This window comes from Nocardioides panacisoli (genome assembly GCF_039537325.1).
In the GTDB taxonomy this organism is placed as follows: domain Bacteria; phylum Actinomycetota; class Actinomycetes; order Propionibacteriales; family Nocardioidaceae; genus Nocardioides; species Nocardioides panacisoli.
In genome coordinates this window covers 115,756-141,567 of the sequence record NZ_BAABAH010000012.1, presented here as the reverse complement: position 1 = coordinate 141,567, position 25,812 = coordinate 115,756, and the positions used below count along the sequence as shown (strand labels likewise).

The 25,812-nt window shown below is 71.6% G+C and carries 25 protein-coding genes and 1 tRNA gene; 11 read left to right on the top strand and 15 right to left on the bottom strand.

Annotation, left to right across the window (positions count from 1 at the left end; all coding sequences use genetic code 11):
- Both ABD709_RS15965 and ABD709_RS15960 read left to right on the top strand, forming a co-directional pair.
- Positions 1–1,590, top strand: a 1,590-nt coding sequence (locus ABD709_RS15965) for a hypothetical protein (RefSeq protein WP_344777184.1), incomplete at its 5' end; no start/stop codon positions are given.
- Complete coding sequence (locus tag ABD709_RS15960; RefSeq protein WP_344777182.1) at positions 1,587–2,240, top strand: hypothetical protein; 654 nt, start codon at positions 1,587–1,589, stop codon at positions 2,238–2,240. The genes ABD709_RS15965 and ABD709_RS15960, both read left to right, overlap by 4 nt.
- A gap of 11 nt (positions 2,241–2,251) precedes the next feature.
- Here ABD709_RS15960 and ABD709_RS15955 read toward each other — a convergent pair whose 3' ends face one another.
- On the bottom strand, positions 2,252–3,277 hold the full coding sequence (locus ABD709_RS15955; protein ID WP_344777180.1) for an alpha/beta hydrolase: 1,026 nt from the start codon (positions 3,275–3,277) through the stop codon (positions 2,252–2,254).
- A gap of 90 nt (positions 3,278–3,367) precedes the next feature.
- Here ABD709_RS15955 and ABD709_RS15950 point away from each other — a divergent pair, with 90 nt between their 5' ends.
- From ABD709_RS15950 to ABD709_RS15940, 3 genes are all read left to right on the top strand, one after another.
- On the top strand, positions 3,368–5,554 hold the full coding sequence (locus tag ABD709_RS15950) for an RNA degradosome polyphosphate kinase (RefSeq protein ID WP_344777178.1): 2,187 nt from the start codon (positions 3,368–3,370) through the stop codon (positions 5,552–5,554).
- A gap of 118 nt (positions 5,555–5,672) precedes the next feature.
- The gene (locus tag ABD709_RS15945; RefSeq protein ID WP_344777176.1) at positions 5,673–6,290 is read left to right on the top strand and encodes a DUF47 domain-containing protein; all 618 of its coding nucleotides are present in this window, start codon (positions 5,673–5,675) and stop codon (positions 6,288–6,290) included.
- 45 nt (positions 6,291–6,335) lie between these two features.
- Positions 6,336–7,343 (top strand): inorganic phosphate transporter, encoded by a 1,008-nt coding sequence (locus ABD709_RS15940; RefSeq protein WP_344777174.1) that lies wholly within the window; start codon positions 6,336–6,338, stop codon positions 7,341–7,343.
- A 4-nt stretch (positions 7,344–7,347) separates the two neighbouring features.
- Here the strand turns inward: ABD709_RS15940 and ABD709_RS15935 are convergent, their stop codons facing one another.
- The 6 genes from ABD709_RS15935 to ABD709_RS15910 form a co-directional block, all read right to left on the bottom strand.
- The gene (locus ABD709_RS15935) at positions 7,348–8,064 is read right to left on the bottom strand and encodes a winged helix-turn-helix transcriptional regulator (RefSeq protein ID WP_344777172.1); all 717 of its coding nucleotides are present in this window, start codon (positions 8,062–8,064) and stop codon (positions 7,348–7,350) included.
- Between the two features lie 7 nt (positions 8,065–8,071).
- The gene (gene pstB, locus ABD709_RS15930) at positions 8,072–8,851 is read right to left on the bottom strand and encodes a phosphate ABC transporter ATP-binding protein PstB (RefSeq protein WP_344777170.1); all 780 of its coding nucleotides are present in this window, start codon (positions 8,849–8,851) and stop codon (positions 8,072–8,074) included.
- Between the two features lie 13 nt (positions 8,852–8,864).
- Positions 8,865–9,950 (bottom strand): phosphate ABC transporter permease PstA, encoded by a 1,086-nt coding sequence (pstA, locus tag ABD709_RS15925; RefSeq protein ID WP_344777168.1) that lies wholly within the window; start codon positions 9,948–9,950, stop codon positions 8,865–8,867.
- Positions 9,947–10,900 carry a phosphate ABC transporter permease subunit PstC gene (gene pstC, locus ABD709_RS15920; RefSeq protein ID WP_344777166.1) on the bottom strand — a complete coding sequence of 318 codons (954 nt, stop codon included), beginning with the start codon at positions 10,898–10,900 and terminating at the stop codon, positions 9,947–9,949. The genes pstA and pstC overlap by 4 nt, the downstream gene beginning before the upstream one ends.
- A gap of 79 nt (positions 10,901–10,979) precedes the next feature.
- Positions 10,980–12,098, bottom strand: coding sequence for a phosphate ABC transporter substrate-binding protein PstS (gene pstS / locus ABD709_RS15915; RefSeq protein WP_344777164.1), 1,119 nt, complete (start codon positions 12,096–12,098; stop codon positions 10,980–10,982).
- 121 nt (positions 12,099–12,219) lie between these two features.
- Positions 12,220–13,131, bottom strand: a complete 912-nt coding sequence (locus tag ABD709_RS15910; RefSeq protein ID WP_344777162.1) for an NUDIX hydrolase — start codon at positions 13,129–13,131, stop codon at positions 12,220–12,222.
- Between the two features lie 56 nt (positions 13,132–13,187).
- Between ABD709_RS15910 and ABD709_RS15905 the strand changes: the two genes are divergently transcribed.
- Complete coding sequence (locus tag ABD709_RS15905; protein WP_344777160.1) at positions 13,188–14,273, top strand: hypothetical protein; 1,086 nt, start codon at positions 13,188–13,190, stop codon at positions 14,271–14,273.
- A gap of 8 nt (positions 14,274–14,281) precedes the next feature.
- Here the strand turns inward: ABD709_RS15905 and ABD709_RS15900 are convergent, their stop codons facing one another.
- The 5 genes from ABD709_RS15900 to ABD709_RS15880 all read right to left on the bottom strand — a co-directional run bounded on the left by ABD709_RS15900 (position 14,282) and on the right by ABD709_RS15880 (position 19,167).
- Positions 14,282–14,446 carry a hypothetical protein gene (locus ABD709_RS15900; protein ID WP_344777158.1) on the bottom strand — a complete coding sequence of 55 codons (165 nt, stop codon included), beginning with the start codon at positions 14,444–14,446 and terminating at the stop codon, positions 14,282–14,284.
- Between the two features lie 214 nt (positions 14,447–14,660).
- Positions 14,661–14,864, bottom strand: a complete 204-nt coding sequence (locus tag ABD709_RS15895) for a cold-shock protein (RefSeq protein WP_109697153.1) — start codon at positions 14,862–14,864, stop codon at positions 14,661–14,663.
- A gap of 246 nt (positions 14,865–15,110) precedes the next feature.
- A complete protein-coding gene (locus tag ABD709_RS15890) occupies positions 15,111–17,168 on the bottom strand; it encodes a dehydrogenase (RefSeq protein ID WP_344777153.1) in 2,058 nt (685 codons plus the stop codon).
- Positions 17,169–17,184: 16 nt separating this feature from the next.
- Entirely contained in the window at positions 17,185–18,288 is a 1,104-nt protein-coding gene (locus tag ABD709_RS15885) for an SDR family oxidoreductase (RefSeq protein WP_344777151.1), read from the bottom strand.
- Positions 18,289–18,369: 81 nt separating this feature from the next.
- Entirely contained in the window at positions 18,370–19,167 is a 798-nt protein-coding gene (locus ABD709_RS15880; protein WP_344777149.1) for an N-acetylmuramoyl-L-alanine amidase family protein, read from the bottom strand.
- A gap of 22 nt (positions 19,168–19,189) precedes the next feature.
- On the opposite strand from ABD709_RS15880, the gene ABD709_RS15875 reads away from it, so the two are divergent.
- Together ABD709_RS15875 and ABD709_RS15870 are read left to right on the top strand one after the other, a co-directional pair.
- Positions 19,190–19,262 (top strand) — tRNA-Lys (locus ABD709_RS15875).
- 22 nt (positions 19,263–19,284) lie between these two features.
- The gene (locus ABD709_RS15870) at positions 19,285–20,058 is read left to right on the top strand and encodes an endo alpha-1,4 polygalactosaminidase (RefSeq protein ID WP_344777147.1); all 774 of its coding nucleotides are present in this window, start codon (positions 19,285–19,287) and stop codon (positions 20,056–20,058) included.
- A 193-nt stretch (positions 20,059–20,251) separates the two neighbouring features.
- Here ABD709_RS15870 and ABD709_RS15865 read toward each other — a convergent pair whose 3' ends face one another.
- Entirely contained in the window at positions 20,252–20,662 is a 411-nt protein-coding gene (locus ABD709_RS15865; protein ID WP_344777145.1) for a Fur family transcriptional regulator, read from the bottom strand.
- Between the two features lie 132 nt (positions 20,663–20,794).
- On the opposite strand from ABD709_RS15865, the gene ABD709_RS15860 reads away from it, so the two are divergent.
- Positions 20,795–21,700 carry a hypothetical protein gene (locus ABD709_RS15860; protein ID WP_344777143.1) on the top strand — a complete coding sequence of 302 codons (906 nt, stop codon included), beginning with the start codon at positions 20,795–20,797 and terminating at the stop codon, positions 21,698–21,700.
- Here the strand turns inward: ABD709_RS15860 and ABD709_RS15855 are convergent.
- A complete protein-coding gene (locus ABD709_RS15855; RefSeq protein ID WP_344777141.1) occupies positions 21,687–22,196 on the bottom strand; it encodes a GNAT family N-acetyltransferase in 510 nt (169 codons plus the stop codon). The two genes, ABD709_RS15860 and ABD709_RS15855, sit on opposite strands and share 14 nt — an antisense overlap.
- A 73-nt stretch (positions 22,197–22,269) precedes the next feature.
- Between ABD709_RS15855 and ABD709_RS15850 the strand changes: the two genes are divergently transcribed.
- On the top strand, positions 22,270–22,950 hold the full coding sequence (locus ABD709_RS15850) for a PaaI family thioesterase (RefSeq protein ID WP_344777139.1): 681 nt from the start codon (positions 22,270–22,272) through the stop codon (positions 22,948–22,950).
- Positions 22,951–23,028: 78 nt separating this feature from the next.
- Here the strand turns inward: ABD709_RS15850 and ABD709_RS15845 are convergent, their stop codons facing one another.
- A complete protein-coding gene (locus tag ABD709_RS15845; protein WP_344777137.1) occupies positions 23,029–24,519 on the bottom strand; it encodes an NAD(P)/FAD-dependent oxidoreductase in 1,491 nt (496 codons plus the stop codon).
- 383 nt (positions 24,520–24,902) lie between these two features.
- On the opposite strand from ABD709_RS15845, the gene ABD709_RS15840 reads away from it, so the two are divergent.
- Positions 24,903–25,805 (top strand): ATP-binding protein, encoded by a 903-nt coding sequence (locus ABD709_RS15840; RefSeq protein WP_344777135.1) that lies wholly within the window; start codon positions 24,903–24,905, stop codon positions 25,803–25,805.
- Positions 25,806–25,812 lie beyond the last annotated feature (7 nt).

Here is a 25,812-nt window from a genome sequence, read left to right as displayed (position 1 = left end):
CGCGCCGCTGCGGAAGCGGAGGCAGCCCGCGTCGCCGCCGAGGAGGAAGCCGCCCGCGTCGCCGCCGAGGAAGAAGCCGCCCGCGTCGCCGCCGAGGAGGAAGCCGCCCGCGTCGCCGCCGAGGAGGAAGCCGCTCGGGTCGCCGCCGAGGAGGAAGCCGCTCGGGTCGCCGCCGAGGAGGAAGCCGCTCGGGTCGCCGCCGAGGAGGAAGCCGCCCGCGTCGCCGCCGAGGAAGAAGCCGCCCGCGTCGCCGCCGAGGAAGAAGCCGCCCGCGTCGCCGCCGAGGAGGAAGCCGCTCGGGTCGCCGCCGAGGAGGAAGCCGCTCGGGTCGCCGCCGAGGAGGAAGCCGCCCGCGTCGCCGCGGAGGAGGAAGCCACCCGCGTCGCCGCCGAGGAAGAGGCGGCTGCGCAGGAGGCCGCCGACGGCCTGATCGATCGCTGGGCGCAGTCCTGGGCGACCAGTCGTCGCACCGAGCCGGTATTGCCCGAGCCCGCGGACGACTCGCCCGAGGCGAGCGACGACCTGCTGCCGGACGACCCCGCTGCTGTCGATTCCGACCCGGAGACCCACGCCGGTGCCGACTCCTTGCTGGATCGCTGGCACGCGTCCTGGTCCCAGGCCGAGGAGCCGGTCGACCTCGACCAGTTCCGGTCTGCCGCACGGGCGCCGATCGGCCCGGTCGAGACCGGCGTGCCGACGGCCGGTGACCTCGCCGGCCTCGAGGAGACCGTCGAGCCTGCCGACGACGACGCGCTCGCCGCCGCGGAGCTCGACGAGCTCCCCGCGGACGAGGCCGCGCCCGTCGAGCCCGACGAGCACGAGCTCGCTGCGGACGAGGTCGACGCCACGGCGTTGCACGCGCCGGTGACCGACGAGCCCGCCCCGGAGCTCGCGGTCGCCACGTTCGACCCGCTCACCGCCCCGTTGCCGCTGATCGAGCAGCCCGCCCCGCCGGAGGAGCTCGTCCAGGACGAGCCCGACGAGCCCGAGGACCTCGACGAGCCCGAGGAGCTCGACGAGCCCGAGGAGCTCGTCGAGGACGAGCGCGAAGAGCCCGCTGCGGTCCTCGCGGAGGTCCCGGCCGAGGAGGAGAAGCCGGTCGCCAAGGCGCGCGCAGCGGCGGACGCCCGCGCGGCCCGCGAGCGTGGCGATGCGCCGAGGTACAAGCCCTACCACTCCAAGCGCGGCACCGACGCGCTCGCGCCGCTCGCGATCCTCGTCGCCCTGGCGTGTGCCGCGGTCGTCGGCCGGATGGCCCTGATGAAGACGCTGACCGAGGACGTCGGGCTCGCGGCGACCCTCACCGGCGTCGCCTTCGTGCTGCTCCTCTATGCCCTCCGCTCCAGCAACTCCTCTCGCAGCGTGCACATCGACGAGCACGGGATCCTCAAGGTGACCCGCGGCGACATGAACAGCCGGTTCGACCTGACCAGCCCCAGCACCCAGCTGGAGATGGTCGGCACGCCAGGTCACCGCAACTGGCGGATGCTGATCATCCGCCGGAGCCTGTCGCCGGTCGTCATCGACTCCAAGACCGTCGACTCCCGCAGCTTCACCGAGGCCGTGCGTCAGTGGCGACCGGAGCTATGAGCAACACCCCCGTGTCCGGGTCCGCCGCCGGCGCGGACGCGGACGAGCTCGCGCGGCGTGCCGCGGACGCCGAGCGCCGGGCGGCCGACGCCGAGCGTCGTGCACAGGAGGCCGAGCGCCGGGCGGCCGACGCCGAGGAGGAGGTCGACCGGCTCACCGCCGAGGTCGCCGAGCTGCGTGCGGTCGACGAGCCGTTCTCGATCTTCGGCGGCGCCGACCCCGACGAGGCCGCCGCCCTGGGCTCGGACGGCACCGACCCGCGCGTGGTGCCGCTGGCACTCGGCGCCACCGCCGTCGTCGGCGCGATGGTCGCCCTGCTCGCGCTGCTCAACGGCAACCTCTTCACACCGTTCGGCCTGGTGATCCTGGCGCTCACCTGCGCCCTCGCCTATGCCGCGACGCGCGCCCGGCCGCAGCCCGTCGAGGTCAACCTGACCCGGGGCATCCTCTACGCCGAGCACAAGGGCACGACGTACCGCTTCGACCTGCGCAGCGACACCACGCAGGTCGAGATGGTCGGCCAGCCGGGCGACGCCTACTGGCAGGTGAAGTTCCTCCGCCGCAACATGGACCCGTTCGTCGTCGACACCGACATGGTCGACCCGGCCGCCTTCGTCGCGCAGCTCCGCGAGTACCGGCCCTCGCTCTGACGCGAGGCCGGTCAGGCCAGCGCGTCCCCGAGCCGCTCGGCGATCCGGTCGACGGCGGCCCGGCTGCTGCGGCCGACACCGACGATGTTGAGGAAGCCGTGGATCTGCCCCGGCCGGCGCTCGACCTCGACCGCGTGCCCCTCGGCCTCGAGCCGCGCGGCGTACTGCTCGCCCTCGTCGCGGAGCGGGTCGAAGCCGGCCGTGACGACGTACGCCGGCGCCAGGCCGGCGGGTAGCTCGGCACCCAGCAGCGCCACCCGCTCGTCCTTGCGCTCCAGCTCGGTCGGGAGGTACACGCTGTTGGCCGTGTCGATGAACTCGCGGGTCAGGTAGAGCCCCTCCCCGAACAGCCGCAGGCTGGCGGTGTCGCGCTCCGGGAAGGTGCAGGGATAGACGAGAAGCTGCCAGGCGAGGGGCACGCCGCCGCGCGCGGCGGCGATGGCGACCCACGCCGCGAGGTTCCCGCCCGCGGAGTCGCCGCCGACGGCGATCCGCTGGGGGTCGACGCCGAGCTCCTCGGCGTGGTCCACCACCCAGCGGTGCGCGGCCTCGGCGTCGTCGAACGCCGTGGGGAACGCCGCCTCGGGCCCGAGCCGGTAGGCGACGGAGAGCACCGGCACCCCGGACTGCTCGGCGAGGACCCGGCACGGGCCGTCGTGGGAGTCGAGGTCGCCGTAGAGGAAGCCGCCACCGTGGAAGAACAGCAGGACCGGGCCGGGGCCGTCGGCGAGCCCCGTCGGGAGGTAGTGCCGTGCGGGCAGGCCGGCGACCTCGAGGTCGCGGACGGCGCCCACGGGCTGGTGACCTCGCACCAGGCCCGCCGTACGGACCATCTGCGCCCTCCCCTCCGCGAGAGGGAGCTCCTCGGACCCCTTCACCCGCGCCACCTGCTGCAGGCGCAGCATCAGCTGGACGTCGGTGTCCAGTCGCTGGCCGTCGATGTCGACGGTCCGGCCGGCGAGCAGGCGCTGCACGCGCTCCGGCAGCCCCATCAGGGTCTTGAGGGTGATCGCCTCGATCGAGGTCCTGAGATCCACTCCGCCAACGTACTGGCCGGATCGACCCGGACCGCACCCGCCCTTTCGCAACGACACCCTGCGTTCACCCGCAGGTGGGAAACTCGATCCATGTCGTTGGAGATGCTGCCCGAGCCCGTGTCCGACGACCAGCCGTCCGCCGCGACGGGGTCCGGCGCGAACGAGTCGCCGGAACGCGGATCGGCGTACGTGCCGGACGAGATCCTGGTCAAGGAGATCCAGGAGGTCCAGGACCGCTTCGTCGACCGTGAGCTGTCCTGGCTGCGGTTCAACGAGCGGGTGCTCGAGCTCGCCGAGGACCCGACCGTGCCGCTGCTCGAACGTGCGCGGTACCTGGCGATCTTCACGCAGAACCTCGATGAGTTCTTCATGGTGCGGGTCGCAGGCCTCAAGCGCCGGATCGCGACCGGGCTCGCCGTCCGGGCCGCGTCCGGCCTGATGCCGCGCGAGGTGCTGGAGGCCATCTGGAGCCGCGCCGCGGGGCTGAGCCAGCGCCACACGCGGGTCTTCCTCGAGGAGGTCGTCCCGGAGCTGCGAACCCACGGGATCGAGCTGGTGCGCTGGGCGGACCTGGACCGCGACGAGCAGAAGTTCTGCAAGCGCCTGTTCAAGGAGCGCATCTTCCCGGTGCTGACGCCGCTGGCGGTCGACCCGGCGCACCCGTTCCCCTACATCTCGGGGCTCTCGCTCAACCTCGCGGTGCTGATCCGCAACCCCAAGTCGGGCAAGCAGCACTTCGCCCGTGTGAAGGTCCCCTCGAACTTCGACCGCTTCGTCGCCCTCGGCAACACCCGGTTCGTCCCTCTCGAGGACGTGATCGGCGCCCACCTCGCGCGGCTCTTCCCCGGGATGGAGGTGCTCGAGGCGGACACCTTCCGGGTCACCCGCAACGAGGACCTCGAGGTCGAGGAGGACGACGCCGAGAACCTGCTCGCCGCGCTCGAGAAGGAGCTGCTCCGGCGCAAGTTCGGTCCGCCCGTCCGGCTCGAGGTCGAGGAGTCGATGACGCCGTCGGTGCTCGAGCTGCTGGTCTCCGAGCTGGGGGTCAGCGACGAGGAGGTCTTCCACCTCCCGGGACCGCTCGACCTGCGCGGGCTGCACAGCATCGCCGACCTCCCGCACGAGGAGCTGAAGTACCCCTCGTTCGTGCCGATCACGCATCCGCTGCTCGCCGAGGTCGAGTCCGCGGCCCCGGTCGACGTGTTCAAGGCCGTGCGCCGGCACGACGTGCTGGTGCACCACCCCTACGACTCCTTCGCGACGTCGGTGCAGCGGTTCATCGAGCAGGCGGCCGCCGACCCGCACGTGCTGGCGATCAAGCAGACCCTTTACCGCACGTCGGGCGACTCGCCGATCATCGACGCCCTCATCGACGCGGCCGAGGCCGGCAAGCAGGTGCTGGTGCTGGTCGAGCTCAAGGCGCGGTTCGACGAGCAGGCCAACATCCGGTGGGCCCGGAAGCTGGAGGAGGCCGGCTGCCACGTCGTCTACGGCCTGGTCGGCCTCAAGACCCACTGCAAGGTGGCGATGGTCGTGCGCGACGAGGGCGAGCAGTCCGGGGGCATCCGCCGCTACACGCACATCGGGACCGGCAACTACAACCCGAAGACGTCCCGCATGTACGAGGACCTCGGGCTGCTCACGACGAACGACGCCATCGGCGAGGACGTCGCGCACCTGTTCAACAACCTCTCCGGGTGGTCCCGGAAGGCGACGTACGACGAGCTCCTCGTCGCGCCGGACTCGGTGCGGGTGGGCCTGATCGACCAGATCCACGCGGAGATCGCCCACCACCGCGCGGGTCGCCCAGCCGGGATCCGGTTCAAGGTGAACTCGCTCGTCGACGAGCAGGTCATCGACGCGCTCTACCTCGCGTCGCGCGAGGGCGTCCCGGTCGACCTGCTCGTCCGCAGCATCTGCGCCATCCGCCCCGGCGTCCCGGGGCTCAGCGAGAACATCCGCGTGCGCACCATCCTCGGCCGGTTCCTCGAGCACAGCCGGATCTTCTGGTTCGAGGGCGGCGGCGAGCCGACCGCCTGGATCGGGTCGGCCGACATGATGCACCGCAACCTGGACCGCCGGGTGGAGGTGCTGGTGCGGCTGCCCGGCGAGGAGGCCAAGGCGAGCGTCCGCCGGCTGCTCGACCTCGCCTTCGACCCCACGACCGACGCCTGGGAGATGACCGCGCACGGCGAGTGGACGCGCAACCGCGGCCAGGTGCACCTCCAGGAGGAGCTCATCGCGCAGCACCGGACGCGTCGCTCGGCGCCCGCCTGAGGCCGTTCCCGGCGTGACATCCGCCGCAATCGGCCCCTCCGCGAGACCCGCAGTTGCGTCCATCGCGCGGCCACCCCCTAGCATGAGGCCGTTCGCCTCCGCCTCACCGGGAGTCCATGTGGGTTTTCGTCTGCGTCCGGTCGACACCTCCTTCTATGACCTGTTCACCCGTTCCGCGGAGCACCTCGTGGCCGGGGCCGAGATCCTCGCCGAGATGCTTGCCGACAGCGCCGACCGGAATGCCGTCGCCGAGCGCATGCGGCAGGCCGAGCACGCTGCCGACGAGACGACGCACGAGATCGTCAAGAAGGTGAACAGCACCTTCGTCACGCCGTTCGACCGCGAGGACATCTATGCCCTCGGCTCGGGCCTCGACGACGTCATGGACATGATGGACGAGGCGGTGGACCTGATCCTGCTCTACGAGGTCAAGGCGCTGCCGCCGGAGCTGTCGGCCCAGGTGACGGTGCTCCAGCGCTGTGCCGAGCTCACCGCCCAGGCGATGCCCCGGCTGCAGTCCATGAAGGACATGGACGACTACTGGATCGAGATCAACCGGCTCGAGAACGAGGGCGACCGCAACCACCGGCGCACGCTCGCGAAGCTCTTCTCCGGGGAGTTCAAGACCATCGAGGTGCTCAAGCTGAAGGACATCGTCGAGTCCCTCGAAGGCGCGATCGACGCCTTCGAGAAGGTCGCGAACATCGTCGAGCAGATCGCGGTCAAGGAGGGCTGAGGCCCCCGTGGCCCCTCCCCCGACGACTTCCAAGGCAGGCCGTCCGTGACTCTCACCCTCGCGATCGTGATCGCGGTCGTCGTGATCGCGCTCGCCTTCGACTACACCAACGGCTTCCACGACGCCGCCAACGCGATCGCGACGTCGGTCTCGACCCGTGCCCTCACCCCGCGCATCGCCCTGACGCTCGCCGCGGTGATGAACTTCGTCGGTGCGCTGCTCGGCCAGAAGGTCGCGCACACGGTCAGCGACGTCATCGAGCCGCCGGGGAACAACCACGGCCTGATCATCGTGATGGCCGCGCTGATCGGCGCCATCACCTGGAACCTGATCACCTGGTACTTCGGCCTCCCCTCCTCCTCCAGCCACGCGCTGATCGGCGGCCTGGTCGGTGCCGGCCTGGCGGGTGGCGCCACCGTGCACTGGTCGACGATCGTCGACAAGGTCGTGATCCCGATGGTGCTCTCACCGCTGGTCGGCCTCGTGGGGGCCTTCCTCGTGATGCTGCTGATCATCTGGGTCTTCCGCCGCCGCAACCCGCACAAGGTCAACCGCGGCTTCCGCAGCATGCAGACCGTCTCGGCCGCGGCCCTGGCGCTCGGCCACGGCCTGCAGGACGCCCAGAAGACGATGGGCGTCATCCTGCTGGTCCTGGTGACGGCCTACCCCTCCCACTACGACGGGGTGGACCTGCCGCTCTGGGTGGTCGTCGGCGCCGCCGGTGCGATCTCGGCCGGCACCTACTCGGGCGGGTGGCGGATCATGCGCACCCTGGGCCGCCGGATCATCCACCTCGACCCGCCTCGCGGCTTCTCCGCCGAGTCGGTCGGCGCCACGGTGCTCTACACGACCGCGTACGTCTACCAGGCGCCGATCTCCACCACGCACGTGATCACCTCGGCCGTGATGGGCGCCGGCGCCACCAAGCGGTTCTCCGCGGTCCGCTGGGGCGTGGCCAAGTCGATCGTCACGGCCTGGGTGCTGACCCTGCCGTCGGCGGCCCTGGTCGCGGCCGCGACCTTCGGCATCCTGCACCTCGTGGTGCCGGTCTGACCCGTCAGCCGACGGTCAGCGAGTAGCCCCGCCCGCGGATCCGGCGTACGTCGGCCGCGTCGCCGAGGCGGTTGCGCAGCCGGGTGACGTGCATGGCGATCGTGTTGCCCGACGGCCGGCTGGCGTTGGACCCCCACAGGGCCGTGCGCAGCTCGTCGTCGGTCATGACACCCGGCGCGCGCAGCATCAGGGTGCGCAGCAGCTCGAACTCCTTGAGCGGCAGGTCCGCGATCCGGCCGCCGGCGATCGTCACCGTGTAGGCGCTCGCATCCAGCTCGATCACGCCGGCGGTGACCTTGGCGTGGTCGTCGAGCGCCCGCGGTGAGCGGTTGAGCAGCTCCCACAGCTGGATCGCCGAGTAGGGCCGGGTCACCACCGCGCTGGCACCGGCCAGCAGCACCGGGGCGATGTCACCGGCGCGCGCGTGCTCGAGCGCGGCGACGACGTACGGGTTGCCGTGCCGCATGAGCGCTGCGACGAAGTCCTCTGCGGGAAGCCCCGGGGTGTCCGGGGCGACCACGACCGCCTGCGGATCGACCCGGCCGAACTCGATCAGGCCGTCGACCGTCGAGCGGGTCCAGGTGACGTGCACGCCGCGCGCCGCCATGGCGTCGGTCAGGCCGCCCGACTCCGAGCCGGGGTCGACGACGAGCAGGTGGGCGCCGGCCGCCTCCGCCCAGCGGTGCAGGTAGGTCCGCACCGCTGTCTCCCGAGTGGACATGGCCCGATCAGCCGAACCGCCCCGAGATGTAGTCCTCGGTCGCGGGGTTGTCGGGCTTGGCGAACATCGTCTTCGTGGTGTTGAGCTCGACCAGGTGGCCGGGCTCCCCGGTCGCCTTCAGGTTGAAGAAGCCGGTGAAGTCGGAGACCCGCGCCGCCTGCTGCATGTTGTGGGTCACGATCGCGATCGTGTAGTCGTTCTTCAGCTGGTGGATGAGGTCCTCGATCGCGGCGGTCGAGATCGGGTCCAGCGCCGAGCACGGCTCGTCCATCAGCAGGATCTGCGGCTCCACCGCGATCGCGCGGGCGATGCAGAGCCGCTGCTGCTGGCCGCCGGACAGTCCCATGCCGGGCTTGTTCAGCCGGTCCTTGACCTCCGTCCAGAGGTTCGCGCCGCGCAGCGACTTCTCGACGATGTCGTCGGTCTGCGACTTCGACATCTTCCGGGAGTTCAGCCGGTTGCCCGCGACGACGTTGTCGTAGATCGACATCGTCGGGAACGGGTTGGGCCGCTGGAAGACCATGCCGATCTGCCGGCGTACGGCGACCGGGTCGACGCCGGCGCCGTACAGGTCCTGCCCGTCGACGACGATCTTGCCCTCGACCCGAGCGCCCGGGATCACCTCGTGCATGCGGTTCAGCGAGCGCAGGAACGTGGATTTCCCGCAGCCGGACGGTCCGATGAACGCCGTCACCGTGCGCGCCCGGATGCTCATGTTGACGTCCTCCACGGCGAGGAAGTCGCCGTAGTAGATGTTCAGGTTCGAGACGTCGATGCCCTTGGCCATTGCCCTATCCCTTTCAGCGCCCGGTCTTGGGGGCGAAGATCGTGCCGATGATGCGCGCGACGATGTTGAGCACCATCACGATGGCGATCAGCAGGAGCGCCGCGCCCCAGGCGTTCTGGAGCGGGCCCGCGCCCTGCTTGTACTGGCTGATGATGTAGACCGGAAGGGTCGCCATCCGCTCCGAGAAGAGGTTGTTGTTGAAGTAGTCCATCGCGCCGACCGCGACGAGGAGCGGCGCGGTCTCGCCGATGACCCGGCTGATCGCGAGCATCACGCCGGTGACGATGCCGCCGAACGCGGTCGGGATGACGACCTTGACGATCGTGCGCCACTTCGGCACGCCGAGCGCGTAGGACGCCTCGCGGAGGTCGGCGGGGACGAGACGCATCATCTCCTCGCCCGCCCGGACCACGGTGGGGATCATCAGCAGGGAGAGGGCGACCGAGCCCATCACGCCGATCCGGGTCCCGGGGCCGCCGAACTCCGTGAACAGCGCGACGGCGAACAGGCCCGCGACGATCGACGGGATGCCGGTCATGACGTCGACCAGGATCGTGGTCGTGCGCGCCACCCAGGTGCCGCGGCCGTACTCGACCAGGTAGACAGCGGTCATCAGGCCGATCGGGATCGAGATCACCGCGGCGCCGAGCGTGATCCACAGGGTGCCGAGGATCGCGTGCAGGACGCCCGCGCCGGGCAGCTGCTTGAACGTGACCGGGTCCAGCTTCGAGGTCTGGTCGTGGGTCAGGAAGTTCCAGTCGATGGCGGGGAGGCCCTTGGCGACCGTGTACCCGAGCACCCAGACCAGCGGCACCAGCGCACCGGTGACGGCGTAGAAGACCAGCAGCGTCACGGTCCGGTCCACCGCGGCGCGGCGGCCCTCGACCACCGCGGACCACGCGGGCAGCCCGATGAGCAGCGCGATGCCGGCGACGAAGGGGACGGACCACCAGGACCAGCCGAGCAGCAGCGGTCCGACCAGGATCCCGAGGATGACGGCGATCGCGGCCGCCACCAGCCACGCGAGGCGCGGCAGCTGTGGGTTGATCAGCGACGCCGGCTCGGCGATCGGCATCAGCGCCTCGTCGGTCGCAGTCATGCGAACTTCCTCTCGGCGCGGGCCACGATCCACCGGGCCGAGAAGTTCACCAGGAAGGTGAACAGGAACAGCACCAGGCCGGTGGCGAGCAGCACGACCTGCAGGTCGACGTTCTCGCCCTGGAAGTTCTGGGCGATGTTGGACGCGATGGTCGCCGGGTTGTCGGAGGTGAGCACCTTGAAGGTGACCTTGGGGCCCTGCGCGTTGAGGACCAGCAGCACCGCCATCGTCTCGCCGAGCGCGCGGCCGAGGCCGAGCATCGTGCCGGCGATGATGCCCGAGCGCGAGTGCGGGAGGACGGCGTACCGGATCATCTCCCAGCGGGTCGCGCCGAGAGCCAGCGCTGCCTCCTCGTGCAGCCGCGGCGTCTGCCGGAACACCTCGCGGCAGATGGCCGTGGTGATGGGCAGGACCATGATCGCGAGCACGATCGCGGCGAGGAACACGGTGCGGCCGGTGGCGGAGACGTCCCCGCTGAAGAACGGCACCCAGCCGAGGTGGTCGTTGAGCCAGGTCTCGATCGGCAGCGTCGCGGGGGCCAGCGCCCGCAGGCCCCAGAGGCCGAAGACCACCGACGGCACCGCGGCGAGCAGGTCGATCAGGTAGGCGATCGGGGCCGAGAGGCGGCGTGGCGCGTAGTGCGAGAGGAAGAGCGCGACGCCGATGGCGAACGGGGTCGCGATGACCAGCGCGAGCACCGCCACCAGGGCCGTGCCGAAGAGCAGGCCGGCGGCGTACGGGAGGAAGCTGTCGTAGGGCTGGTAGAGGTCCTTGGCCGCCGAGAAGCCGCTGGACCCGCGGACCGCCAGGAAGACGAAGACGGCCGCCAGGGCGACCATGATGCTGGCGCCGGCGGCGAGCGCGGCACCGTGGAAGATCCGGTCCCCGATGCCGCTGCGGCCGGCGAACAGGTCGGGCCCGGAGGTGTCGGGCTCGGTGGTGACGGTCACGGATGTGCCTCCCGGGTCGAGGGGGCGCCGGGACGGGCTGCGCGGATGGGCAGCCCGTCCCGACGGGGTGCTACGTGGCTCAGGAGATCTGGTCGATGATCGCCTGCTCCTTGTCCGCGATGTCGCGGGGGAGCTCCGCCGAGAAGGCGTTCGCCGCGGCGGCCTTCTGGCCGTTCTCGGAGATCATGTAGGACAGGAAGCCCTTCACGATCGCCGCGGTGTTCGAGTCGTCGTAGGAGGGGCACGCGATCTCGTAGGACGCCAGGAAGATCGGGTAGGTGCTCGGGTCGTCGCTCGTCCGGTTGAGGTCGTAGGTGATGACCGTGTCCGGGGTGCCCGAGGTCGGCTCCGAGGCCGCCATGGCAGCCGCGGCGCCGTCGGCCGACGGGGCGACGTACTCGCTGCCGACCTTGATCTTCGCGACACCGAGGCCGGTGCCCTGCACGCCGGCGTCGTCGGCGTAGCCGATGGTGCCGTCGCCCGCCTTGACGGCGTCGGTCATGCCCGAGGTGCCCTCGCCCGACTCACCGCTGGTGGTCGGCCAGTCCGAGCTGTGCGGGGTCTTCCACGCACCGCCGGCGGCCTTCTCCAGGTAGTCGGTGAAGTTGTCGGTGGTGCCGGACGAGTCGGAACGGTGCACCGGCACGATCTTGGTGCTCGGCAGGTCGGCGTCCGGGTTGTCGGCGGCGATGGCCGGGTCGTCCCAGGTCGTGATCGAGCCGTTGAAGATGTTCGCGATCGTCTCCGGCGAGAGCTGGAGGTCGTCGATGCCCTCGACGTTGAAGATCACGTCCACCGGCGAGATGAACACGGGGATCTCGATGGGGTCCGCGCCACAGGTCTTCTTGGCGTCGGCGAGCTCGTCGTCGGTCATCGCCGAGTCCGAGCCGGCGTAGAGGTAGGCGCCGGAGATGAAGTTCTCACGGCCGGTGCCGGAGCCGACCGGGTCGTAGGTGAGCTTGACGTCGGGGTTGTCCTGGCCGAAGCCGGTACGCCAGGCCGACTGCGCCTGCTCCTGGGCCGACGAGCCACCGCCCGCCACCGAGCCCGAGAGGCCGCTGGCGGCGCCGCTGCTGTCGGAACCGCCGGAGCCGTTGTCGGAGCTGGTGTCGTCGTTCCCGCACGCGGCGAGAGCGAAGCTGAGGGAAATCGCGGCGACGGCGGGAACCATCGCCTTGCGGATGGAAGTGGTCTTCACTTCGAAGTCTCCTGAAGTAGCAGAAGTCGGACAGCCTCGGACTCTGGCGAGCAGAAGTGACCGAAACCCTCGAGACCGGTGAACGCGCAGTGAACGCCGTCCAGCCATTCCGCGACGGGACTCAGGGACCCGTGTGGTGCCGCTCCACCGCGACCACGCGGCCCTTGCGCACGTGGACGACGAGCATCTCCGCCGGCGCCAGCTCCGGACCGCGCTGGATGGTGCGCAGCCCGAGCGCGTCGTAGAGGAGGGGCAGCACGGGTCGGTGCGAGCAGATGACAGCACCCCGTCCGCCGTCGAGCAGCTCTGCGACGATCTTCTCGACCGCCCGTCCGGTCGCGTCCTCCTCGCTGAGCTTGCGCCGGGCGTCGAGCGCGTAGCCGGTGGTCTCGACGTACGGCTGCAGGGTCTGCACGCAGCGGAGGCTGGCCGAGCTCACGACGTCCGCGGCGTCGTACGCCGCCAGCAGGGGCACCAGCCGGTCGGCCTGCACCTCGCCGGTGCGCAGCAGCGGCCGCTCCCGGTCGTCACCGCGCCAGGACCGCCGGGAGCGAGCCGCGGCGTGCCGGAGCACCACCACCGCGTGGGTCTTGCGTCGCACCGCACGGGCCCGCTCGAGCGTCTCCCGGTCGTAGGGGTAGGTCAGCACGTCGCTGGCCTTGTCGAGCGGCACCCACTGCACGTCGTCGATCTCGTCGTTGGGGCGGTAGGTCGAGACGTCGTCGTCCCCGACCGCGCGGCCGGTCCAGTAGTGGACCGTCTTCATCCGCCGGCCCGTCGAGTAGCGCTGCAGCGGCAGCGGCGGTCCCAGCCGCACGTGCAGCCCGGTCTCCTCGGCGGCCTCGCGGACCGCGGCGGCGGTCGGGTGCTCCCCGCGCTCGAGCTTGCCCTTCGGGAAGGACCAGTCGTCGTACTTGGGACGGTGGACGAGGAGCACTTCGCGGCCCGGACGGAACGTGACCACGCCCGCCGCCTGGATGTCGGGTTCGGCGGGCCTCGACGCGCCGTCGGAGCGCGGGCGGGTGCGGGCCACGGCCGTAAGGGTATGTGGTCAACTGTCCCCTCCGGCACCCGTGTCGAGGAGGATCCGTGCCCCGATTCCCGTCCGCGCTGCGCAGCCGCGGCGCGGTCGCCGGCGCGCTCGCGCTGCTGGTGCTCGTCGCGGCGGGGGTGGTGCTGGTCGTCCTACGGCCGTGGTCCGACGACGACGGGACCAGGCTGGAGCAGGCGCTCGCGCTCGCACCGTCGTCGACGGCCCGGTTCAGCTGGACCGACTGGTCCGCGGTCCGGCACGAGCTCGGCGTCCAGCTGTCCGAGGGCTCCTCCGCCGGCGAGATCAACAAGTTCCTGGACAAGGGCTTCGACGCGGACCTGACCTCGGAGTCGTCGCTGGTCAACTCCGCCGACGTGCTGCAGCGGGAGTACGGCGTCTCGCCCGCCACCGCGGACTGGGAGCTCCTGGCGCAGGGCGAGAAGGGCTCGCTGCTGATCGTGGGCCTGCCGTCCTCCTACGATCTCGACGCGCTGGGCGACCGGCTGGACGGGCTGGGCTACCGGCACTCCACGGGCACCGACGGCGTGGACGCGTGGGACGGCGGTGCGTCCGTGGTGTCCGGCATCGGCGACATCAGCCCGCAGCTGTCCTACATCGGGATCGACGCCGGCGACCACGTGCTCGTGGCCTCGGACAAGGCGGACTACGTCGCGTCCTGGCACGGGTCGGTGCGCGGGAACGACCTCGGCGACGGCGTCGGGCAGGCTGCGGCGACGATCGGCGACGCCGTGTCGGCGTCCGTGTACACGGGCGACTATGCCTGTGGCGCGCTGGCCATGACCCACGCCGGCGACGACGACCGGGTGCGCGCCCAGGACCTGATCACCCAGGCCGGCGAGGTCGGCCCCTACGAGGGTTTCGCGATCGGCCTGCTGCCCGGCGGCGGGATGCGGGTCGCGATGGCGTTCGACACCGACGCCGAGGCGCGCACCAATGCCGACACCCGGGCCAAGCTCGCCGTCGGCCCCGCGCCCGGGCAGGGGGGCGCGTTCCCCGACCGGTTCTCCGTGGACCAGGTGGTCGCGGACGGCGACGTCGTACGGATGGACCTCGACCCGGTCCAGGGGAGCTATCCGCTGTCGGACCTCTCCAGCGGGCCGCTGCTGTTCGCGACCTGCTGACCGCGGACTCAGGACGCGGCCGGAGGCCGCTTCTCCACGCCGAGGATCCGGTCGATGTCCTCGAGAGGGAGCATGTCGTCGGACGCGCTGGCAGCGACCATGAGGTTCATCGTCAGCTCGACCTCGCGCAGCAGATCTGCGTCCTCGAGCGAAACGTCGAACTGATCGGACACGTCTCTTCCCTCACCGCTCCCCAGGCGCGGGCTCAGCGGCAGGTGTGAACGGCCGAGCCCCGTCGCGATCCATCTTGCCCCCCAATTCCCGAGAGCAACATTCGACCCGCCTTCGCTTGTTCGAAATGTAGCCCCCATCACGCAACCGTGCGAGGAAAAACGAACAGGCCCCCGCCGCCGGAGCGGTGGGGGCCCGTTGCGGTACCCGCTGGGTTCAGAGCGGGCGGACGTTCTCCGCCTGGGGGCCCTTCGGGCCCTGGGTCACGTCGAACTCGACCTTCTGGTTGTCCTCGAGGGACTTGTAACCGGAGGACTGGATCGCCGAGTAGTGCACGAAGACGTCGTCGCCGCCGCCCTCCTGCTCGATGAAGCCGAAGCCCTTCTCGGCGCTGAACCACTTCACGGTGCCCTGAGCCATATCGCTCGTTACTCCTTGTGTCGGGGCGGGAGCCGCCACCTCGGCGACCCACACCAGATGCGTTGACACGTCGCTCCGGACCCGTGATCGGAACACCACAAACCAGAAACGCCGTCGGCCAAAGACTCCGTAGGCGTAGAGGACCAACTGGAACTTGCATCTGCTGCGACCACGACAATAGCAACCAACGGGGACCGGAAAAGGGGGGCGGCTACCGGGATTTCGGGGAACGGCGTGAAGGTTGCACTACGAACGTGTGTCCGACCGGGAAACCGGTCCCGCGGACCCGGGCGACGACGCCGCGCGGCGCTCCAGCGCGAGCTCGCGGACCCGGGCCAGGTCCGCGTCGCTGAACACGCCGTTCACGCCGCTCATCGCGGCGAGCCGCATCCCGTGCTTGAGTCCGAGCCGGTAGATCTCCTTGACCTTCTCCCACTCGATGTTGCGGCCCACCGTGAACGACTCGTAGCGCCCCTCCAGCGCCAGCACCACCGTCTCGGCGAGGCACGCGTAGGCAACTCCCGGCGGGAGGCCGATGTTCTTCATCCGCACCTCGCCCGGCAGCTCGATCTCGCCGGACTCGATGACGAGCACGTCGGGCCGCTTCGCCACCTCCGCGGGCGACAGGTCGAGCGGACGGGCGACGTCGGTGATGACGCACCCGGGCTTCACCGCCATGATGTCCAGGACCCGCTTGCCGGCGCCCGAGGTCGCTGTGACGATCACGTCCATGTCCCCGAGGTGGGGATCCGGCGTCGCCGCGACATGCACGGTGGCGCGCGGCCCGTCCTTCTCGATGTCGCGCTTGAGCTCGAGCAGCTTGGCGGTCTCCGGGGAGACCAGCCAGAGCTCGTCGGCGGCGAGGGCGAGCAGTCGTGCGCAGACCGAGCCGATCGAGCCGGTCGCTCCCACGACCATCGCAGACCCGTGCATCCGGCCGTCCGCGTCGACCTCCACCAGACCGAGCCGCTCGGAGGCCTGGTGCGCGGCCCAGAGCGCGCCGGAGGCGCTGTAGCTGTTCCCGGTTGTGATCGGCAGCGGAGCCCTCCGCGCCACGGTGGCGCCGGCGTCGCCGACGACCTTGGTGAAGGCACCCAGCCCCATCACCTGGGCGCCCAGTCTGCGTGCGGTCTCGGCCGCCGACAACAACCGGGCGTAGGTGAACTCCGGGGAGTGCGCCATCAGCTCCTTGGGGGTGCCGCCGACGGTGATCAACCAGCCCTCGGCCTCGGCGCCGGTGGGCGACCGGACGCCGGTGACGTGGCTGTAGACGAACGGCGGCGCGTAGGCCACGGCCTTCTCGACCAGGTCCAGCACCGGCTGGGGAGCGTGCCGGGCGACGGTCCCGAGCGGCTCGATCTTGGTGAAGTACTCCTGCGAGAGCGGGTGGATCACGAACGCGAACCTGCTGCGGCGCCGCGGGCCGTTGGGGCGCAGCAGCCGCGGCTCCAGCTGGGCGGAGACGATGAAGTCGAGGAGGTCGTCGTCGGTCAGGGGGCCGCCGCCCACGCTGGCCAGCATCATCGCCTCCAGCAGGGCAGGCGTGCTCGTCCCGCGGAAGGGTCGGGGGGTGGAGTCCACGACCAGGTCGACGTCCAGCGCCGCGAGGTTCGCGATCTCCTCGTCGGCGAGGGAGGAGGTGATCACCGTCTTCCCGGCGAGATCGTCCAGCCCGAACGCGGCGAGCTCGTCGTAGGTGGCCACGAGGACGTCGCAGTCCACGGCGTACCGGCGCGCGAGAGCGGTGCCCGCCGCCGCGCCGGAAGCGGCAGCCGCACTGCGGACGGCCTGGGGCAGCAGGCGGAGCGGCGCCACCGTGGCCCGCGCGACCGGACCCGCGACGGGGACCGACGCCACCCGGGCGGACAGGTCCAGCCGCTGGCCGATGTCGGTGAACTCCAGGTTGTCGGTGAACTCGCGCAGGATCCTGACGGCCCGGCGGTGACCAGTGCCGACGACCACCGTCCGCGCGTTGTCGAGATGGCCCGGCTGATCACCCTGGATCCGCCGCACGGCGAGCTCCTGCAGCACCTCGTCCAGGCAGCGGCCGTCGGTCACCGTGGTCCCGGAGGCCAGCTCCCGCAGTCGTTCCAGCTCGCGCGGGTCGTCCAGGCCGGTGACGGAGAAGGCGTCCGCGCGGGTGGCCCGCCTGCTGACCTCGGCGCGGAGCGCCTTGCGGTCCGACCCGAGCCCGATCCGCACCAGCCGGAACCGGTGGTGGAGCAGCTCGACCCGCTCCTCGTGCGCGCCCGCAGGGTTCGCCGGCGAGAGGTCGACCACGACCAACGGTCGCGATGGGGGCATCAGGATCTCCTCACGCTCAGGTCATCGCGGCCGAGCCGACCTCGGCGTGCGCGAGCATGTAGTCGAGCAGCCGGTCGGCGTACGCGTGGAACGGTGGGCAGGACAACCCGGTGCCGGCCAGGTCGGTCGTGGCGTGGGTGGTGGAGTAGGTCGTCGGCGAGGCCGAGTAGTCCAGGGCCTCCGCCGGCAGGCCGAGGAGCCGCTCCATGCCGGGAACCCGGTCCACGACCGCGCGGGCGACCCCGAGGGGCAACGGAACCCACAGCACCCGCTTGCCCAGGTGGTGGGCGAAGGTGTCGACGAGCTCGCGCATCGTCGGCGGCGCGGGGTCGGTCAGCGCGTAGGTACGTCCGAGCGACTCGTCCAGCACCGAGAGCCGGTCCATCGCGTCGATCACGAAGTCGCGGGGGACCAGGCAGAACCGGACCTGGTCGGGGTCCGCGACCCGCGGCACCACGGCGACCGTCGGCTGGCGGCGCAGGAACGACGCCAGGAAGTAGGGCCCGTCGTACTTCTGGGTCGCTCCGGTGGTCGCGTCGCCGACCACGACGCCGGGACGATAGATCGTGGCCGGGAGGCCGTCGGCCATCGCCTTGCGGACGAGCAGCTCCGCCTCGAACTTCGTCTCTTCGTAGGGGTTGCGGAACTCCTGGCCCTCGTCCAGCGCGTCCTCGGTGAACTCACCGGCGTAGCGACCGCTCACGTAGCAGGTGCTGACGTGGTGGAGGCGCTCCAGCCGCGGCAGCCTCGCGCACGCCTCGAGGACGTGCCGCGTGCCGTCGACGTTCACGGCGCGAGCGGCGAACTCGCCCACGGCGAGGTCGTAGACAGCCGCGAGGTGCCAGACCTCGGTGACCCGCTTCAGCTCGCCGGCCGACGCGCCCGGCCGGTGCGCCCCCGCCCGGAGCCCGGGAAGCCGGATGTCACCCCGCACCAGCCGCACCCGGTGGCGCAGGTGGGGATGGACCTCCTCGAGGTCGGCGAGCCGCGCCTTGGCGAGCGCCTCGTGCTGGGGCTGGACCAGGCAGAGCGCGTCGGCGCCCGGCCGCCGCTCCAGCAGCCGCGGCAGCAGCGCCGAGCCCAGGAAGCCGGGCAGACCGGTCATCAGCAGCAGTGACACGCGCTTCTCCCTCCCGCGACTCGACGCTTCCCATGCTCGTCGCATGTCGGGGTCCGCGGGAGGGACGAAGGTCCCCCGCGATCAGGAGGTCGGCCGGAGCAGGAAGGCGGAGATACCGGCGACGAGGGCGCGCGCGAAGTGGCGCCGCCCGTGCGCGGACTTCATCCGCCGGGCGTCCCCCGCGTTGCGCATGTTCCCGAGCTCGGCCATCACGGTGGGCACGTCGGACAGGTTGAGCGTGCCGAGGTCCGTGCGCACGTCGATGCCGTGGTGGCCGGCGTACGTCGACACCGCGAGCCCGCGCGCGACGAGCTTGTTGCGCAGCCGGCGAGCGAGGGCGCGCGAGGAGTCGAAGATGTCGTTGGTGTAGCCGCGCAGGTGCCCCGGCCGGATCACGTGGAACCCGTGGGCGCCGGCGGCGTAGGTCCCGTCGCCGTGGATGCTGAGCTTCGCGTCGGCGGTCGGCCCGGGCCGGCCGGGGTTGCCGGCCCGGCCGCGCGCGTCGACGCAGGGGCCCCAGTCGTCCAGGCTGTTCGTGTGGCGGGTGAGCCGGACGACCGCTCCCTTCCGGCGCAGGATGTGCCGCACCCGCAGCGCCACCTGCCACGCGAAGGTCGCCTCGGGGTAGCCCGAGCTCGTGCTCGTGCCCGTGGTGTTGCACGGCTTCATGAAGCCGCCCGCGTCGACCGGCTGGCTGATCTGCGCGGGGTGGGTCGCGTTGCCGAGCTGGTGACCCGGGTCGATGTAGACGACCTTGCCCTCGAGCGGCCTTCCTTGGCGCTGTGGCGACCGGCCGTCGGCGCTGCCCGGTGCGTCGATGCCGACCGCGACGAGCACCGCCAGCGCGACGGCAACCAGGCTGACCAGCGTGGACCTCACGCCCAGTACCCTCCACCCGGAGGGGCCCCTAGCTCAATTGGCAGAGCAGAGGACTTTTAATCCCCGGGTTGTGGGTTCGAGTCCCACGGGGCCCACCGGTGAGAGACGCTGTGCGGCATGGGGAGGCGTCTCGGAGTCCTGCTGGCGATGCTGCTCGCGGTCGCCCTGGGGTGGACCGGCCCGGCACACGCCGACCCGCTGCCGCTGCCGGGCGACACCGACGTCGACTACCAGCTCGGCGGCGCGTGGGACGACGTACCGGACCACGTCGGGATCGTCGAGCGGGACCGCACCGATCCGCCGCTCGGCGGTCGCTACAACATCTGCTACGTCAACGGCTTCCAGACCCAGCCGAACGAGAAGCGGTTCTGGCGGCACCACTGGTCGCTCGTCCTCCAGGACGGCGGCCGGCCGGTCGTCGACAGCGCGTGGGGCGAGTGGCTGCTCGACCTGCGCACGCCGGCGAAGCGCCGGGCGCTCGCCCGGGTGATGGGGCACTGGGTCAAGGGGTGCGCGGACGACGGCTACGACGCCGTCGAGTTCGACAACCTCGACTCCTTCACCCGCAGCCACCACCTTCTCGAGCGGCGGCAGGCCATCGGCTACGCGCGGCTTCTCGTGCGCGGGGCGCACCGGAACGGGCTCGCGGCCGGCCAGAAGAACCTCGCCGGCTTCGACGGCACGACCATCGGCTTCGACTTCGCGGTCGCCGAGGAGTGCGGTCGGTGGGACGAGTGCGACCGCTACGCGGCGGCGTACGGCGACCAGGTCATCGCCGTCGAGTACCGCAAGAAGGACTTCCACGCCACGTGCCGGGCGTACGGCGACCAGTGGCCGGTCGAGCGCCGGAACCTCGCGCTCACCCCCGGCGGCGTGCACGCCTGGTGCTGACCCGCCGCGTCGTCGCCGGCGACGGGCGCCGTTACCCCACGAACGCAAAAGGTTGTCCTGCAAAAGTAAAATCTCTGCGAAATCGGCGTAAACCGGTGACAGCGTTCGCGCCGATCCGGCAATATCTCCCTCGCAGCCCCGGTGACCCGAGACGCCGGGGCTGCTTCAATTTTTCTGCCGCGTCCGATGGGGCTCAGGAGCCGCGGCAGTCCGCGCAGAGACCGACCAGCTCGATGGTGTGGTCGACGTCGGAGAAGCCGTACTCCTGCGCCACCGCGTTGGCCCAGCGCTCGACGGCCGGCCCGGTGATCTCGACGGTCCGCCCGCAGACGCGGCAGACCAGGTGGTGGTGGTGCGAGCGGCTGCAGCGGCGGTAGGTCGCCTCCCCCGTGGCGCCCTGGAGCACGTCCACCTCGCCGGCGTCGGCCATCGCCTGCAGCGTGCGGTACACCGTCGCCAGCCCGACCCGCTCCCCTGCGTGGCGCAGCACGTCGTGGATGTCCTGCGCGCTCTGGAAGTCCTCCGCGGCGGCCAGCGCCTCGTTGATGGCGCGGCGCTGCCGGGTCGGCCGCAGGGTCGTCGTACCACCCTCGGTCTCGGCCACGGCGCCTCCTCGCTGCTCCCCTGAATCGATCGCCAACGGTAGTCGACCGGCCCTCGTGTCCGCCCGAAGAGCGGACACGGCGAGACCCGCGGGCGTACCGTGAGTCCCGGAGGGAAAGGGAGGGACTCCGTCATGGGGAGAGATGACGAGTTCGGGCCGGACACGGATGCGATCCGTCGATGGCTCAGCCAGCGCGAGACCTACCGGGCCGACCCGGGCCGGCACCGCGGTGAGGCGCGCGCGTCGGACCTGCCGTCGGCAACCGCTGCCCCGCCACCGCCGCCTGCTCCCCCCGCGCAGTCCAGCGGCCCCGACGGCCGCGAGGTCGGCCGCTCGGTCCTCGAGGCCCTCGGCTCCGTGACGCCCCCGCCGGCGGCACCCACCCCGACCGCCCCTTCCACCGCCGCCGAGGCGCGGCTGGAGGCCCTCATCTCGCCGCCGGTCGCGGCGGGCCCGACCGAGCAGACCGCGCCGGCCGCTCGGCCCGAGCCCGCCGCGCCGGCCGCGCAGGAGACCCCCGGACGGCACGCCGCGGCGCCACCGGCGCCCTCGTCCGGCACCTCCACCGACCTGGACTTCAAGCCGCGCACCCGGGCCCGCACCGCGATGGGCCTCCTGCTGCTCGCGGTGCTCGTCGGCACGGCCGCCGCGGCGTACTACGCGGTGCAGCAGCCCTCGACCCTGAGCTACGGCCTCCTCGGCACCCTCGGCGTCCTGACCCTGGTCGTGTGGGCGGTCCGGGCGAGCACCACCACCACCCGCGTGCAGGTGCGCCGCGGCGTGCTCGAGGTCCGCCGGGGCGGCGGCCTGGAGATCGCCGACCTCGCGAACCCCTACACGCCGATCCTGATCCTCGGCGTGCCCGAGCGCCGGAACTGGCGGGTGCTGGTCGAACGTGTCGACCGGCCGCTGATCGAGATCGACGCCTCGATGGTCGAGCCCTACGCCTTCACCGGGCTGCTGCTCCGGATCCGGCCGGACCTGTGGGACGCGGCGGTCGACGAGGCGCGCGCGGACGTCGGCGTCAGCTCGTCGTGATCCAGTAGCGTCGCTTGTCCCCGCGCACGTCCTCCAGGACGCCACCGCAGCGCTCGATGGTGGCGCGCGACCCGGCGTTGTCGTCGTCGCAGGTGACGAGCACGCGCTCGATGCCGAGCTCGCGTGCTCGTCGTACGCCGAGCGCGAGGGCGCGGGTGGCGTGTCCCTGCCGCCGGCGCGAGGGCCGCACGGAGTAGCCGATGTGGCCGCCGTGCTCGAGCAGCCAGTCGTTGAGCTCGTGGCGCACGTGCAGGTAGCCGACCAGCTCGTCGCCCTCCGCGATCCAGTAGTGCGAGTTCGGCACCCGGGCGGCCCCCGCGCCCTCCGCCGCCAGGATGCCGTCGACGAATGCCGCGCAGTCACCCTCGCCGATCGGCGGCGGGGTGTCGAAGGCCCAGTAGCCCGACCCGTGCGCCTCCGCCCACCCGCCGAAGTCCGCCATCATCGCCGCCCAGGCGGACGCGAGGGAGGGGTCGGGCCGGACGAGGCTGGTCATGCCGCCGATCCCATCAACTCCCGAGAGACCTGTCACCCCGATTTCGAACTGGAACATGTTCTAGTGTGAGCGCATGGCGGAGGCGAGAGCGTTCCACACCGAGACGGCGACCGACGAGGAGATCGCCGCGGAGGCCGCGGTCGTCGGACCGTTCACCGACGCCGTCCGCGCGCTGGTCGACGCGACGATCCGCTCGACCGTCGACCTCGACGAGATCCGGGCGGCGCAGGCCGAGATCGAGGCGATCACCGAGCGGCTCACCAAGGAGCAGATCCCGGGCGGCTACGGCGTCCGCTACCGCACCGACGGCACCGGCCGCGCGTGGGGCAACGCCGTCATCGGCCTGCGGAACCCGATCGCCCCACCGCTGACCATCAGCACCGAGCCCTCCGGACGGGCGTCGGCCGACTTCCGCCTCGGCGCGCCCTACGAGGGCCCGCCCGGCCTGGTGCACGGCGGCGTGATCTCGCTGATCCTCGACCAGGTTCTCGGCCATGCGGCCGGCGCCGGCGGGCGGCCCGGCATGACGGGGACGCTCACGATCCGCTACCGCCAGGCCACGCCGCTCGGTGAGCTCCGCGCCGAGGCGTGGATCGATCGCGCCGAGGGCATCAAGACCTGGGCCAAGGGCCGGATCATCGGTCCCGACGGCCCGACCGCCGAGGCCGAGGGCCTGTTCATCCTCCCGCGCTGGGCGCGCGAGCGGATCGCCCGCGGCGAGTCCAAGGGCCCGTCCCCGAAGTACTTCGAGTAGGCCCCGATGCACGGTTCAGTGGGGCCTACTCGACCGGGCGGTCGGGCCCACTCGACCGTGCCGTGGGGCCTACTCGGCCTAACCGACCTTGACGCCGCGCTCGTTGGCGTCGGAGAGGCGCGCCTCCTCGATGGCCTGGGCCTCGAGCTCCTCGCGGCGCTGCCGCTCGGCCTCGGCGTCGTACTCGCCGGGCTGGGAGACCAGGTCGGTCGCCCCCCGCTCGAGGCGCTTCAGGGCGACCCGGGCGAAGATCTGCTGCTCGGTGGAGGTCCGCTCGGAGCGGCCGCGGCCGATGAAGGAGACGAACCAGTGCAGCACCGCCGTCACCCGGTTCTTGAACCCGGTGATGTAGAAGAGGTGCACCGCCAGCCACATCAGCCAGGCGACGAAGCCGGTGAGCCGCAGCTTCCCAACCATCGCCACCGCGCGGAACCGGCTCACGATCGCCATCGAGCCCTTGTCGAAGTACTTGAACGGGGCCTGGGCGGGCTTGCCCTTGAGCCGGCCGTCGATCTCCTTGGCGGCGTACTTCGCGCCCTGGATCGCGACCTGCGCCACGCCCGGGAGGTTGTCGAGCGCGATCATGTCGCCGACCACGAACACCTCGGGGTGGCCCGGGAGGGTCAGGTCGGGGTTGACCGCGATCCGGCCGGCGCGGTCCAGCGGGGCGCCGGTCTGCTCCGCGAGCGTCTTGCCGAGCGGGCTGGCCTGCACGCCGGCCGCCCACACCTTCGTGACCGAGTCGATCTTCTCGACCGAGCCGTCCTTGTACTTGACCACCAGGCCGCGCTCGTCGACGTCGGTGACCATGGCGCCGGTCTTGACCTCGACGCCCATCTCCTCGAGCTCCTTGGCGGTCCAGGCACCGAGCTTCTGGCCGAACGGCGGCAGCACCTGCGGCGCGGCGTCGACGAGGATGACGCGCGCCTGCCGGGTGCTGATCGCGCGGAAGTCCCGGGTCAGCGTCCGGTGCGCGAGCTCGGCGATCTGGCCGGCCATCTCGACACCGGTCGGGCCGGCGCCGACGACCACGAAGGTCAGCAGGTGGTCGACGTTGTCGCCGCGCTTGGCGCCGATCTCGGCCATCTCGAACGCGCCGAAGATCCGGCCGCGGAGCTCGAGCGCGTCGTCGATGCTCTTCATGCCCGGCGCGAACTCGGCGAACTGGTCGTTGCCGAAGTAGGACTGGCCGGCGCCCGCCGCCACGATGAGGGAGTCGTAGGGCGTGACCAGCTCGCGGCCGAGCACCTGGCTGCGGACGACCCGCGCCTCGAGGTCGATGTCGGTGACCTCGCCGAGCAGCACCTGGGCGTTCTTCTGCCCGGCCAGGACCTCGCGGGTCGGCGGCGCGATCTCGCCCTCGGACAGGATGCCGGTCGCCACCTGGTAGAGCAGCGGCTGGAAGAGGTGGTGGGTCGTCTTGGCGATCATGGTGACGTCGACGTCCGAGCGCCGCAGCGCCTTGGTGCCGAAGAGGCCGCCGAAGCCGGACCCGATCACCACGACCTGGTGCCGGTGGGGATCACCGCCGCCGATCGGGTCGACGGGACTGGTGCCGTTCTCTGCCATCGTGTCTCCTGGGCGTCGGGTTCGGGTGCAGCGGTGGTCTGCGACGCCGTCGTCCCTCCACTACCCATTCTTCCGCGCACGGGACCTGGCCCCAATTCGGGGGTCGCGTCTGTTCGATCACAGGAGTCCCGTACGGCGTGCCTCCTCTAGGGTGCTGGTCACGCTCGGCACCATCGGGCGGGAGGTGCCGGATGTTCTTGGTTTAGGCAGGGTCGGAGCGGGTAGTAAGGGCAAGATCGCGGTCATTTCGCGGCTGTCACAACAAAAACGTTCTCGGGCACCGGAAAAGCAGCGGAGGTGGACTTCCCGTGCCGCACAGGGAGACCCTCACCGTGGGTGCGGGCCCGCGGAGCGTGCAGGACGCACGCCGGTGGGCTGCTGACGTGTGCGCGCGTCTGGGTCATCCCGAGCTCGAGGAGTGTGCCCGGCTCGGCGTCTCCGAGCTGGTCACCAACGCGGTGCTGCACGGCAAGCCGCCGGTGACGCTGGTCGTGCGCGGCACGGCCGACCACCCCCGGTTCGAGGTGAGCGACGGCTCCCGCGTGGCCCCGCAGCGGAGCTCGCGCGCCGGTGGCATCGACCTCGACGCGTTCGACCTCGACGCCTGGGACTCCAGCTCGCCCGACAAGATCGACGTGGCCGGGCTGACGTCGTTCGGGCGTGGCCTCGACATCGTCGCCCGCGCGTCGGTCGCCTGGGGCACCGAGATCGAGGAGGACGGCAAGACCGTCTGGTTCGAGCCGGCCGCCGAGCTGCAAGACGGCCGCGGTGCGCCGTACGAGCTCGTGGAGCCGCCGCCGGTCGACACCGACGGCCGCACGCGGATCGGCGAGATCGCGATCCAGGTCAACGGAGTCCCGGTGGAGGCGTTCGGCCAGTTCCAGCGGCACTTCCGCGACCTGCGCCGCGAGATCCGGCTGCTCGCGATGGGCCAGGAGGGCGAGTACCCGCTGGCGCGCGAGTTCTCGCTGCACTTCGACGCCCTCGAGCAGCCGCTGCGGACCAACATGGGCCGCGAGCAGGTGGACCACGCGCGCGAGGCCGGCGCCGGGACGATCGACCTCCGGCTGCGGATGCCGCCGGAGACCGCGCGGCAGATCGGCGGGCTCGTCGACCTGCTCGACGCGGCCGACGACTTCAGTCGCGCCGAGCGGCTGCTGACGCCGCCCCGCACGCGGGAGCAGCGGTCGTTCCAGATCTGGTTCCTCGGCGAGTTCCGGAGGCAGTCGGCCGGTGCGCCGCCGCTGTCGTGGTCGGGCGACGGCGAGCTGCTCGCGGACGCCTAGCATCGTC